7 protein-coding genes are annotated in these 12,798 nt (G+C 69.9%); all 7 read left to right on the forward strand.

Features of this window, described 5'->3' with window-relative positions; translation table 11 throughout:
• Positions 1-25 precede the first annotated feature (25 nt).
• Genes G4Z16_RS20085 through G4Z16_RS20115 form a run of 7 tightly spaced genes read left to right on the forward strand, consistent with a single transcriptional unit; the run spans position 26 to position 12,776 of the window.
• Positions 26-550: a phage tail protein gene (locus G4Z16_RS20085; protein ID WP_028436610.1), complete on the forward strand. Its 525-nt coding sequence runs from the start codon at positions 26-28 to the stop codon at positions 548-550.
• A gap of 25 nt (positions 551-575) precedes the next feature.
• Entirely contained in the window at positions 576-1,337 is a 762-nt protein-coding gene (locus G4Z16_RS20090) for a T4 family baseplate hub assembly chaperone (protein WP_197352105.1), read from the forward strand.
• Entirely contained in the window at positions 1,330-2,154 is an 825-nt protein-coding gene (locus G4Z16_RS20095; RefSeq protein ID WP_197352106.1) for a hypothetical protein, read from the forward strand. Before G4Z16_RS20090 ends, G4Z16_RS20095 begins: the two co-directional genes overlap by 8 nt.
• A 4-nt stretch (positions 2,155-2,158) precedes the next feature.
• Positions 2,159-3,286, forward strand: a complete 1,128-nt coding sequence (locus G4Z16_RS20100) for a Pvc16 family protein (protein ID WP_197352107.1) — start codon at positions 2,159-2,161, stop codon at positions 3,284-3,286.
• 6 nt (positions 3,287-3,292) lie between these two features.
• Positions 3,293-5,392 (forward strand): ATP-binding protein, encoded by a 2,100-nt coding sequence (locus G4Z16_RS20105; RefSeq protein WP_246530960.1) that lies wholly within the window; start codon positions 3,293-3,295, stop codon positions 5,390-5,392.
• Positions 5,383-5,760 carry a hypothetical protein gene (locus G4Z16_RS20110; protein ID WP_246530961.1) on the forward strand — a complete coding sequence of 126 codons (378 nt, stop codon included), beginning with the start codon at positions 5,383-5,385 and terminating at the stop codon, positions 5,758-5,760. The genes G4Z16_RS20105 and G4Z16_RS20110 overlap by 10 nt, the downstream gene beginning before the upstream one ends.
• A complete protein-coding gene (locus G4Z16_RS20115) occupies positions 5,757-12,776 on the forward strand; it encodes an eCIS core domain-containing protein (protein ID WP_197352108.1) in 7,020 nt (2,339 codons plus the stop codon). Before G4Z16_RS20110 ends, G4Z16_RS20115 begins: the two co-directional genes overlap by 4 nt.
• Positions 12,777-12,798 lie beyond the last annotated feature (22 nt).

Consider the following 12,798-nt stretch of genomic DNA (forward strand, 5'->3'; position numbering starts at 1 on the left):
CTACCCGAGGAACCGAAGGAATCCGATGGCAGAGTTCCAGATAAACGCCCATCGCTTCGACCCGTACAAGAACTTCAAGTTCCTCGTCCTGTGGGACGGACGTACGGTCGCGGGCATCAGCAAGATCAGCCCGCTGAAGCGGACCACCGAGGTCGTCAAGCACCGGCACGGCGGCGACCCCAGCACTCCGCGCAAGTCCCCCGGACGCTCCGAGTTCGAGGGCGTCACCCTGGAGCGCGGTGTCACGCACGACCCGGAGTTCGACCGCTGGGCGAACAAGGTGTGGCAGGTCGGCGCCGGTCTCGGCTCCGAGGTGTCGCTGGCCGACTTCCGCAAGGACATCGTCATCCAGGTCCTGAACGAAGCGGGTCAGGTCGCCGTCTCGCACAAGCTCTACCGCTCCTGGCCGAGCGAGTACCAGGTGCTGGGCGAGATGGACGCCAACGCCAACGCGGTCGCGATCCAGAGCCTGAAGCTGGAGTGCGAAGGATGGGAGCGGGACTACGAGGTCCCGGAGCCCGCCGAGCCCTCCTTCACCCACCCCGCCTGAACGCCGGACGGGGGGAGCAACGGCGATGGCCCACTCGGAAGCCGCACGCCTGCTGTCGGTCTGGGAGGAAGCACTCACCCGGACCGACGCGGAGCGTGCGCGGATCCTCCACCGGGCAGCACGCCCGCAGGCCGGCCCCGGCGAACTCCCGCGGGTCCCGGTCGGCGAGCGCGAAGCCGACCTGTACGCGCTGCGGCGCGCGCTGTTCGGCGACCTGATGCAGGTGCTGATCGAGTGTGCCTCGTGCGGCGAGGCCATGGAATTCGACCTCGACGCAGGCGAGTTGGCGGCCGGGCCCCCGCGGCAGCGGGAGCCCCTGCGGGTGACGGCGGACGGCTGGGAGATCGACTTCCGGCTGCCCGCCGTCGCCGACCTCGAAGCCGCGGCCGAGGGGGCGGCCGGCGCCGACGACCCGCGGACCGCGGCGCGGGCCCTGCTCGTCGCATCCTGCACCGTCAAGGCCCGCAGGAACGGCACGGAGGTGCCCGCGGAGCACCTCGGGGAACTGCTGCCCGAGCAGGTGCGGGACCGGATCGCCGCCGCGGCCGAACAGGCTGACCCGGCCGCCGAGATCACCCTCGACATCGCCTGTCCCGAGTGCGGCGTCCGCACTCCGGCCGAACTCGACATCACCTCCTACCTGTGGACCGAACTGGACGCCTGGGCACGCGACTTGCTCCTGGACGTCCACCTGCTCGCCACCGCCTACGGGTGGCGGGAGCCGGACATCCTGGCGCTCAGCCCGGCGCGGCGCCGCTACTACCTGGAGCTGTGCGCTGATGTCTGACTACTTCGACCGGCTGCTGGCGCGGCACGCGCCCGCCGTGCACGCCGCGTTCCCGGTGCTGCCGCCCGGCACCGGGGACGGCGCCGGCGGTGGCACCGCGCCGGGCGGTTCGGCGGACGCCGTGCCCCGGGTGCGCGTACGGCCGCGGCTTCCCGGCCCGTACGAGCGCGTCGAAGCGCTCCGCGACCGGGACCAGGAAGACGACGGGCTCTCGCCGACGGGCCCGCAGACCCTTGCGCCGCGCCCGTCACGTGCGGACGAGCGCTCCGGGCTGCGTGGCGTACGGGAGATACATACGGAACGGCACACCGTCGTACGCGAGACGACGGCGTCCCCGGAGCAGCAGGGGGAGCCGCAACAGGCTCAACGGACGCCGAGAAGCGCGCAGTTGAAGCCCGGGCCCCGTCCGTTGCGGGCCGCGGCGAGCGCGCCGGTGCAGCGGGCGGCGCGGACCAGGGGGCGTGACACCGACCCTGCCTCGTCCGGCGCACGGACGACGGGCTCCGCGCCCGCGCTCGTCGCCCGCAGCGGGGAGGTGGTGGCCCGCTCCGCCGCCCTGCGTCCCGGAACAGGCGACCTCACCGCGGGGCGGAGCGCCCGGCAGCAGGCCGCGGCAGGGCGACGGGGCGGTCCGCGTCAGACCGAACGCGTCGTCCACGTCCAGATCGGCCGGCTCGAAGTGAGCGCCGCCACGCCGCCGGGCGCGGGCCGAGGCGGAGCCGGAGAACCGGGGCGGCAGCAGACCGGCCGTACGGCGCCCACGGTGAGCCTCGAGACCTACCTCGCACGCGGCCGGAACGGGGAGAGGAGCAACTGAGCCCATGAGCAACGCACTTGCGGTCGCGCACGTGACGCAGGCGCTGGCGCTGCTGATCGAGAGCAACCTGCGTCCCGAGATCGACATGGCCGTATCCGTCGAGACCCGCAAGCCGCCGGCCGAGCCGCCGCTCGAGCCGACGATCACGGTCTTCCTGTACCAGGTCACGCACAACCCGTCGATGCGCAACCACGACCTGCCCACCCGCGCGTCCGACGGCAAGCTGCTCAACAAGCCGGTGGCGGCGCTCGATCTGCACTACGTGATCAGTGCGTACGGGGAGGAGAACGAGCTGGTCGGCCAGCGCCTCATCGGCTGCGTGGCCCGGATCCTGCGCGAGTTCCCCGTGCTGCCCGCCGATGTGATCCAAGAGGCCGGCGAGCGCCCGTACTTGGCGGGAAGCAACCTCGCCGAGGCGCAGCAGAAGGTGCGCTTCACGCCGCTCCAGATGGACATCGACGAGACCTCGAAGCTGTGGGGGATGCTCCATCAGACGCCCTACGCGCTGTCGATGACGTACCAGGGGTCGCTGGTCCTGGTCGAGGGCCGCGAGGAGCCGGAGCGGAGCCGCCCGGTCGAGCGGACCGTGGTGACGGTCAGCGCTTCGGGCACGCCGCACGAGAACGCTCCCGGGGTGGGCGGCGGTCCGGGCGGCGGTCCGGGTGGCGGTTCAGGTGGCACGAGCGCGCCCGGCGTTTCCGTCGCGCGCGGCGGGGCTGAGGCGGATGCCGGGGAGCGTGCCCGCCTGTCCGGCGCGGGTGACTCGGACGATGCGGGCGATGAGGGCGCCGCTGCGGAGGCGGACCCGAAGCGGGACGCCGCGGCGAAGTCCGTGGCGAAGAAGTCCGTGGCGAAGTCCGCGGCGAAGAAGTCCGTGGCGCTGAAGAGCGCGGCGAGTGCGACGGCGGAGAAGCCCGCGGTGAAGAAGGCGGCAGTGAAGAAGGCAGCCGCCAAGCAGGCAGCCGCCAAGAAGACGGCTGCCAAGAAGGCACCGGCCGAGCGAACCGCCGCCAAGAAGTCGGCGGCGCAGAAGGCCACCGCCAAGAAGCAGACGGGTGGCGGCGGTTCGGCGCGCGGCGGCGGCGCGAGGCGCGGCGGCACGGACAACACCTCCGAGAACAGGGAGAGCTGAGGCGCGGTGCACGAAACGGGGGGCGACCACGGGAAGACGCGGGAGGTGGCGGAACTCTCCGCCGCCGTCGCGGGCGTGCTCGCACGCGTCGACGCGCACGCCGGCCGTGTCCGTACTCCCGGGGGCGGGGGCGGCCAGGGGAACGACCTCGGCGCCGACCGCACGGAACGCAGCGACCGCACGGACGGCACCAGCCGCAAGGACGGCACCGACGGCACCAACCTCAAGGACAGCGGCAGCGGCAGCGGCAGCGGCAGCGGCTCGGCTCGGCCGGAGGAGCGGCCGGACCCGCAGCAGGTCGCCATGCCCGCTCCGCTCGCCAAGCTCCAATCCGCCTTCGGGCTCAGCTCGTTCGAGCGCGACATCGTTCTCCTCTGCGCCGCCGCAGAACTCGACCCCACGACGGGTGCGCGGTGCGCGGCGGCCTCCGGCGACCCCGAGCGCGCCCACCCCACCTTCTCCCTCGCCCTGGCCGCGTTGGGGCAGGCCCACTGGAGCGCCCTCACGCCTGTCGCGCCGCTGCGGCGCTGGCGGCTCGTCGAACTCGCCGACGAGACCCGGCTGACCACGTCCCGGCTGCGCCTCGACGAGCGCATCCTGCACTTCCTCACCGGTTCCCCGTATCTCGATCCGCGGCTGCACGGCATGCTCCGTCCGGCATCCGCCACCGACGAGCTGCCCACCCCGCACGACGAGGCCGCGGACCGGGTCGTGGCGGGCTGGAGCGTGCGTCGTCCCGATGCGCCGTTCCGCGTCGAGCTGATCGGCGGTGACCTGCGGACCCGTGAGGACATCGCCGCAACTGCCGCAGCCCGGGCGGGATTCGGGCTCTACACGATGTCGGCCGAGGATGTCCCGACCGAGCCCGCCGCCCGTGATGCCTTCGCCCGACTGTGGCAGCGCGAAGCCGTGCTGCTGCCTGCGGCGCTGCTGCTGGAGGCCGGCGACCTGGACCGCGAACATGCCGCCGCCACCGAGGCGTTCATCGCCTCCGCCGCCGTACCGCTCGCCGTCGCCGGGGCGGAGCCGCGCCGCACGGACCGGCCGCGCGGCGAGCGTGTCGCCGTCCCGCAACTGGACGACGCCGAGCAACAGCGGCTGTGGAGGGACGCGTTCGACGGCGTACCGGGCCTGGAGCCCGGTCAACTGCACTCTCTCGCGGCGCAGTTCCAACTGCCGCCCCACACGGTGCGGTCCGCTGCCGTCTCCGTGCGCCGCGATCTGCCGGACGCTCCCGCCGAGGCCGAAGCGAGCGGTCTGGCCTGGCAGGCCGGGCTCTCCGAGGCGCGCATCGGCCTTGAGGGCCTCGGCCGCCGCATCGAACCGGAAGCGGGCTGGGGCGATCTCGTCCTCGCCGAGCGGCAGTTGAAGATCCTGCGCGAGATCGTCGCCCACGTACGCCAGCGGGCCCGCGTGCACCAGGAGTGGGGGTTCGCTCGGACACTGCGGCGCGGCCTCGGCGTCACCGCCCTCTTCGCGGGCAGCTCTGGCACCGGAAAGACCCTGGCCGCCGAGGTCATGGCGAAGGAACTCGGCCTCGACCTGTTCATCATCGATCTGTCCCAGGTGGTCAGCAAGTACATCGGTGAGACCGAGAAGAACCTGCGGAAGGTCTTCGACGCGGCCGAACTCGGCGGCGCACTCCTGCTGTTCGACGAGGCAGACGCCCTGTTCGGCAAGCGCAGCGAGGTCAAGGACAGCCACGACCGGTACGCCAACCTCGAAGTCAGCTATCTGCTGATGCGCATGGAGGCATACCGGGGCCTCGCCGTACTCACCACCAACATGAAGAAGGCCCTCGACACGGCCTTCATGCGGCGCATCCGCTTCGTCGCCGACTTCCCCTTCCCCGGCCACGCCGAGCGCGCCGAGATCTGGCGCCGCGTGCTGCCCTCACAGGCCCCGATGAAGGACATCGAGCCGGACGCGCTGGCCCAACTCACAGTCGCCGGCGGCTCCATCCGCAACATCGCGCTGTCCGGCGCGTTCCTGGCGGCGGAAGAGGGCGACGCGCTGCAGATGCGGCACATGCTCGCGGCGGCACGCACCGAATACCAGAAGCTGGAACGCTCCTTGACGCCCTCGGAGGTCCGCGGATGGGTCTGAACGGAGTGGGAGCGGGAGCGGGGACAGGCACAGGCACAGGCACAGGCCCGGGCGCCCGTGACACGTCAGCTCGCGAAATACGGGTCGAGATCGGCGAGTTGGCGCTCGACGGCTTCCAGGGCGACGCCGGACTGGTCCTCGCCGCGTTCGAGAACGAACTGTCACGCCTCTTACGGGACAAGGGAGTGCCGCTGGCGGACGGCGACGCGCCGCACGTCATGGACGCACTCACCGGCCTTCCGCCCCTGCCCGCGACCATCTCCGCGGGCCGTCTCGGTGAAGCCCTCGCCCGTTCCGTCCACGCGGGACTCGCCGGCGACGGCGAAGCGCCCGAGCGGACGCGGGACTTCGACGGGAGGCGGCGATGAGCAGTACGCACGCCTCCACCGACCAGCAGCAGGCGGCGAACGACGCACGGCGGCGCAAGCGCAAGGAACGTGCCGCCAAGTCCCGTACGCCTGAGCCGAAGGACATCGTCAGCGGCGCCGGACAGCCCCTGGACGTCGGCGTGCGGCGGGAGTTGGAGGAGCAGCTCGGCCACGACCTCGGCAACGTGCGCCTCCACACCGACCGTGACGCGGGCACCCTGACGGACATGCTCGGCGCGGACGCCGTCGCCGTCGGCCAGGACATCTTCTTCCGCGAGGGCGCCTACGCCCCCGGCACGTCCGAGGGCTACCGGCTGCTGGCTCACGAGCTGCTGCACACCGTCCAGAACCCTTACGGCGCGGGCCCGTTGACGGCGGGCCGCGACCTCGGCGCCGTCAGCCTGCCGCACGAGGCCGCCGAACAGGAGGCGGAGTCCACGGCGCAACGCCTGATGCGCGAGGAGACCGCCGGCCAGGCCACCGGGGGCCAGGCCACCGCGGAGAGTTCACAGGCTGTGGACGTCGAGCAGGGCGAGGTCACGCCTGCCTGGATGCGCTACGCCACGGTCGACGCGGACCGCATGCGGACGGAGAATCTCGACCCGGCGGGGCTGGTGGAGCGGCTGGCGAACTCGGTGGTGCGCTCGCTGCGCAGCGACCCCGAGGACCGCTCGAAGCGCACCCGCCGCCAACTGGCGCGGCTGCCCGAAGGGTTGCAGGACGACGTTCTGGAACGCCTGGAGACCAGGCTGCTCAGCACCGAGCACGATCGGGTCCTCGACCTCATGGAGGAGTTCGAGCAGAGCGGCGAGGCGGAGACCGGCGGCTTGGCGTGGCAGGGGTCGCTGGAGGCCCCGGCCCTCATCCCGGACCCGGTCGAGGAGCTGACGTCCGAGCGCGAGGCCGTGCAGCGTACGGCCGAAGAGCAGCAGGCGCGGGAGGAGAAGCCCGCGCCTGCGCCCGGTCCCGAGAAGGGCCGCTCCAACAACGGCGGAGCCGCGGGCAGCACGCCTGAGAACGGAGGACCGGGACAGGGCGGAGCCACCCAACAGCGCGGGCAGCAGCAGGAGAAGGAGCCCGCTTCCGACAACGGCGGCGATGCCTCCAGCCCGACGGCCACGGGCGAACAGCCGACAACCCCCGCGTCCCGGTCGGACGCCGCCCAGGAGCAGCAGGCCCAGCAGCAGGACGCCTCCTCCAGTGGGAAGTCCCAGGAGAAGGCCGGGGAGAAGTCCGGCGAGCAGAAGCAAGGCGAGGAGAAGTCCGGCGAGAAGGCCGACGGCTCCGGGGAGAAGGGCGAGAAGAAGGACGGCGGCAAGGACGGGGACAAGGCGCAGGAGAAGACCGAACAGGAAGGTGCTCCGGCCGAGAGCAAGGAGGAGTCGGCGGCCAGGAACCGTCCGGGGGCGGCCGAGTCCCTGGTGGCAGGCAAGCAGCCCAAGCAGGACGAGAAGGACGGCAAGGGCAAGGGGTCGCCCGATTCGGCAGGCGGGGCCAAGGAGTTGCCCGGCCCGTCGAGCCGGCTCGAGGGCGTACGCAACCAGGACCTCGAAGGTCCCGAGGAAGGGGCGGACGACGACCCGTTCGGCTCGGGCAGCGAGTCCGAAGTCGAGGTCGGCGGCGGTGAGAAGAGCGCGTGGGACGTCAAGCTCCAGCCGGAGGACTTCCTGCCCGAGAAGGACCTCGACGTCTCGGCCGTGCCGACCGCCGACAAGGTGGACCACACCGCCGCGCCGCCCGCGATGCCGTCCTTCCCCGCGCCCCCGGTGACGAAGGCCGACAAGGTTCAGGCCGAGCGGGACGCGGAGGACGCCGAGGACGAAGCGGCAGAGGAAGAGCCCGAGGAGCAGGACGAAGCCGCGTCGGGTGAATCGACACCCCCGGTCGAGACGGAGGGCGGCCCTTCTCAACTGGCCGATGGTCTCGGCCTGGGGGAGGCGCTCGGCGCCAAGCCGGGCACGGCCACGAACGACCCGAAGAGCGGCGACGACCCCAAGGAGGGCCCGGTCACGGCTCAGGCCACGGTGCAGGAGGCACCGGGCAAGGCCGAGGCCGACAAGGACGTCAAGGAACAGGCCGCCAAGGAGGAGAAGGGTTCTGCTGCCGGCGGGGACAAGGCGTCGGGCGCGCAGGAGAAGGAGTCGCAGAAGGCCGGCGGCACCGGCTCCGCGCAGGCCGAGACCAAGGGAGCGGAGCAGCAGACCGCGGGGGCGGGCCCCGCCGACAAGGCTGACGGCAAGGACGCCGGCAAGGCTGACGGCAAGGGCGCCGACAAGGCCGCGGACAACGCCGGATCCGGTGCGGACAAGGGAGTGCAGGCCGAGGACAAGGACGGCCCTGGCTCGGACTCCAAGTCTCCGTCCGCCGCCCGGGACACCCACGTCTCCGGCCAGTCCGGCACGGACACGTCCAGCGGGGCCGGGGACACGGACAGCTCGTCCGCCGGTACGGAGGGCACTTCGGGCGGAGCCCCGGAGCAGCGTGAGGAGACGCCCTCCACCGGGAGCCGAGGTACGGGCGGCTCGACGGAGAAGCCGACGGAGAAGAGGTCCGCACCTGCCGCGTCGTCCCCCGCGAAGTCCGCCCCTGCCTCTGCCGCACCGACCGCCGCGAAGTCCGCCCCCGAGCCGAAGGCCGCACCGGAGCCGAGGGCTTCGTCGCCGAAGTCGCGGCCCGCACCCACGAGCCGCGGTGGCGGAGGCGGCGGCCGCGGTGGTGGTGGCGGTGCCGGGAGTAAGAGCGCGGGCGGCGCGAAGGGCAAGAAGAAGGCCGCGAAGGCGACCCCGAACCTGTCGAAGATGTCCCCCGAAGCGGGGCTGTCCACCGCCTCAAGTCTCAAGCCCCACCAGGCGGTTGAAGCCATGGGGGGTGTCAGCAGCGCGGTGGACCGCACGGTCGGCGACGAGCACAAGGAACTCGCCGGCTCGCCCCCCTCGATGCAGCGCCCCGCGGGCGCACCGCAGACGCTGCACGGCAAGCCCAAGTCGGACGCACCGGCCCAGTACTCCCAGGATCCGGCCCAGAAGGCCGACGCGCCCAAGGACGAGAAGGCCGAAGTCAAGGGCGAGAAGAAGCCCGAGGGCCAGATCGAGGCCGAGAAGGCGGAGGAGCCGGGCGGCTGGGACACCTTCAAGATGGCCCTGGGCTTCGGCATCGGCAAAGTCCTGAGCTGGGTCGGCTTCGAGGTGGACGCTTCGGAACTGGCTGCCAAGTTCGCCGGCCTGCCCACCAAGGACGAAGCCCTCAAGCAGGCCCAGGCCGGCAACGCCCCGGGCGTGGACATGAAGGGCGCGGCCGGCGAAAAGGCCGACGAACAGGGCGGCCATGTCGACGACAAGGGCCAGGATTCCGTCGACACGGGCCGCGACGACGCCCGCCGCAACATGGGCGAGAACCAGGTCTACCCCGACGCTCCCAAGGAGGAGATGAAGGGCAAGGTCCCCGGACAGCAAGGGGGCAAGGGCGGCAAGGGCCACGCGGGCGGGGCCAAGACGGGAGCCGTACCGCCCGAGGCGGCCTCGGAAGTCGCGGAACACGACCGCGGTCCGCAGTTCCGCAAGGCCTTCAGCGAAGGCCAGAAGGGCATGTCGAAGGAGCGGGAGACCAAGGAGAAGGACTCCCGCAAGTCCAAGGAGAAGCACAAGAGCAGCGTCGACAAAGAGGTCACGTCCAACACCAAGAGCCAGGCGGGCGAACGGGAGAAGGCGCTCAAGGACGTCGACGGTCAGCGCGAGGACTGGCGCAAGGAGCAGGACGGCGAGCTGAAGAAGCTCGGCACGAAGAAGTCCGACCGCCACGACAAGGTCCGCAAGGACGTCAAGGACAAGGAAGAGCAGACCGACAAGGACGTCGGCAAGGAGAAGGAGGGCAGCGACAAGAAGATCAAGGACGAGGGCACCAAGGCCGAGGAGAAGGCGGAGAAGAAGAAGGACGACAGCGCCAACGAGTCGGGCAACTGGGTCACGAAAGCCTTCGACTGGATCAAAGAGAAGGTCATCGAGATCAAGAACGCGATCGTCAAGGTCATCAAGGACGCTCGCGACGCGGTCATCGGCTTCATCAAGAACTTCAAGGAGACGGTCGAGCGCTGGATCAACGACGCGCGCAAGGCCATCGTCGACGCGATCAAGAACTTCATCAACGACCTGATCGAGTTCGCGAAGGCGATGGTTCGTGCCGTCATCGAACTCGCCAACCGCATACGGAAGTTCATCACCTCGCTGATCGCGGCGGCGATCGCTCTCGTCAACAAGCTCGCCCGGATGCTCAAGCAGATCGTCAAAGATCTGCTGGACGCCCTCGCCAAGCTCCTCGGCAACATCCTGAACATCCTCATGAAGGCGCTGCAGGACGTCATCAAGGCCGTCGTGGCCGCCGTGAAGACGGTTCTCGAGTACGCGTCCAAGATCCTGGGCGCCCTGGGTGAGTTCATGCTCATCGCCGTCGACTTCCTCTCCGATCCCGGCGGTTGGCTCAGCGGCGCGAAGAACTCGGCGGTGGACGGGGCGAAGAACCACCTGTTCCGCGAGGTCAAGGCGGCCGTCAAGGCGTGGTTCCAGTCCAAGATCGAGGAGATCATCGGCGTCCCGAAGGCGATCCTCGACAAGCTGCTCAAGGGCGGCTGGACCCTCGAAAGGATCGTCAAGGAGACGTGGGACGCGATTGTCCCCCAACTCCCCTTCATCATCGGCGAGATCGTCATCACGAAGGTCGTCGCCAAACTCATCCCCGGCGCCGGCTGGGTGATGGCCGTCATCGACGCCATCCGCACGGCGATCGGCGCGCTCGGCGAGATCCTGAAGGCGATGGGCGCGGTCATCAGCTGGCTGAAGGCCGTGCGCCAGGGCGGCGCGGGGATCCTGTTCGCCAAGGCGGTCGCGGCAGGCATCGTCGCACTGCTGGAGCTGGCCTACGAGGCCCTGCTGAGCGGCATCGGCAAGTACGTCTCGAAGATCGGCCGCCGCCTGAAGGCGATTGCCGCCAAGCTCGGCGGCAAGAAGGACAAGCCCGGCGGTGGCAAGAGCGGGGGCGCCGACGGCTCGGACGGCAAGGGCGGCAAGCGGAAGGAACGGGAAGAGGACCCCGACGCGGCCAAGGGGGACGCGCCGCCGCACACGGCTGGCGCGCCGGGGGCGCGGCCGGTCGGTACGAAGCCGAGGCCGGACGGGAAGTCCGGCAGCAAGCCGGACGGGAAGCCGGGCGGCAAGGCTGACGGGAAGCCGGGTGCCAAGCCGGATGGGAAACCGAGCGCGAAGCCCGGCACCAAGTCCGACGGTAAGCCGGGGTCGAAGCCTGACGGGAAGCCGGGCCTGGACAAGCCCGGCCAGAAGGGCCCGGGCAAGGACGGGGACAAGGACAGGGACGGGGGCAAGGACGAAGCCCCGGGCAAGCCGAAGCCCCGGCCGGACAAGGACGCGGACGGCAAGCCGAGCACGTCCAAGGACAAGGACGGCAAGCCGAAGTCCAAGGACGACGACAAGCCGGACACCCGTCCCACGCCGGCCCCCAAGCCCAAGCCCAAGCCGGAGTCGAAGCCGAAGCCCAAGGATGACCCGGACGCGAAGCCCAAGCCGAAGGACGACGACAAGGACGGCTCGGGCAAGCCGAAGGACGACAAGGGTGACAAGGGTTCGACGAAGCCGAAGGACGACGACAAGAGTCCGGGCAAGGATAAGAACCCGGACGAGGACGGAAAGCCCAAGTCCAAGGACGACAAGGACGGTGACGGGAAGAAGCCGAAGGGCAAGGACGACAAGGACGGCGACAGGACCAAGCCCAAGCCTGGCAAGGAGGTCCCGGGCAAGCGTCGCCCGAAGCCGGACAAGAAGGGACCCGGCAAGTCCAAGCCCCGGCCCGACAAGAGGGGTCCGGGCAAGCCCAAGTCCAAGGCGGACAAAGACAGGCGGAAGAAGGACGAGGAGTCGGACGCCGAGAAATCGAAACGTCTGGCGCTGATCATCGCGAGAATCCGGCCGATCATCAAGCGCAGGACGAAGCACGGAATGCCGGACGCCGACGTCCGTACCATGCTGGCGTCGATGCGCCGCCACTACCGGCTGAAGCGGCTTTACGGTGTGGGCGCGCCCAAAATTGAGTTGCACGCCGGACTCAGTCCGGGCCAGCGTTTCGAGGAGCTCCACCAGCAGCAGGCTCCGGTGCAGGGGCAAGAGCTCGATTTCGACGAGCAGCAGCCTGCCGAGCCGCCGCTTCCGCCTACGAAATTGCCACCGTTCAAGGACGGCCCCGAGAAGGCTCCAAGTCTCAAAGCCCATCACATCAAGAAATCAACTCCGCGAGGAACGGAGACGTTTGAGAGGCCGAAGGCGTCCCCCAAGGGGTGGGACATGGTATCGCCGCACCACAATGCCAATGGAGACTGGGTGCGCATGCACCTACTCCCGGCACCGCTGGGCGGGGAGGCCACCACATCAAACCTCGTTCCTGCGCGCCACTCACAGAACCAAGATGCTGCAAGCGCTGTCGAACATCCCGCTGCCAAATCGCTGGGCAACGTCATCCGGAACTCCAAGTGGAAGGGACAGCGACTCAACAAAATGATCTGGTACGACGTCAACGTCTCCTACTACGATGACGACGTATACCCGGGGTTCCCGAACTCTATGACCATTACTTGGGGCGGGTATGACTATCCCAGCGGTCACTGGCAGCGAGACCCGGCCACCGGCGTCTGGTCACGTGAATTTCGTCCACCGCCGCACAAGGAGGACAACTCTGCGCCTGTGGCCAATGTGAATGAGGATGATGCTCGTACCATCCACATTGCGACGGGCGTCAGCATGTACTTCACCAAGCGAATAGCCAGTATGACGGCTCCAAATCGCGGAAGAGTCAAGACCTTCTCCAACATGGCCGCTTTGACCAGGGCGCTCAACAAGGGGAAGCACCTGCGTCCGGGAGAGCTCGACGAGACTCATACGGGCGGAAGTCACAAGAACAGGCTGGAGGCTCTGATGCAGCTGAGAAGAGCCAAACGGAAGGGTCGGCTGACTTTCTAGTTGGCAGTGAGGAGGTGACACC

It is taken from the genome of Streptomyces bathyalis (assembly GCF_015910445.1).
In the GTDB taxonomy this organism is placed as follows: domain Bacteria; phylum Actinomycetota; class Actinomycetes; order Streptomycetales; family Streptomycetaceae; genus Streptomyces; species Streptomyces bathyalis.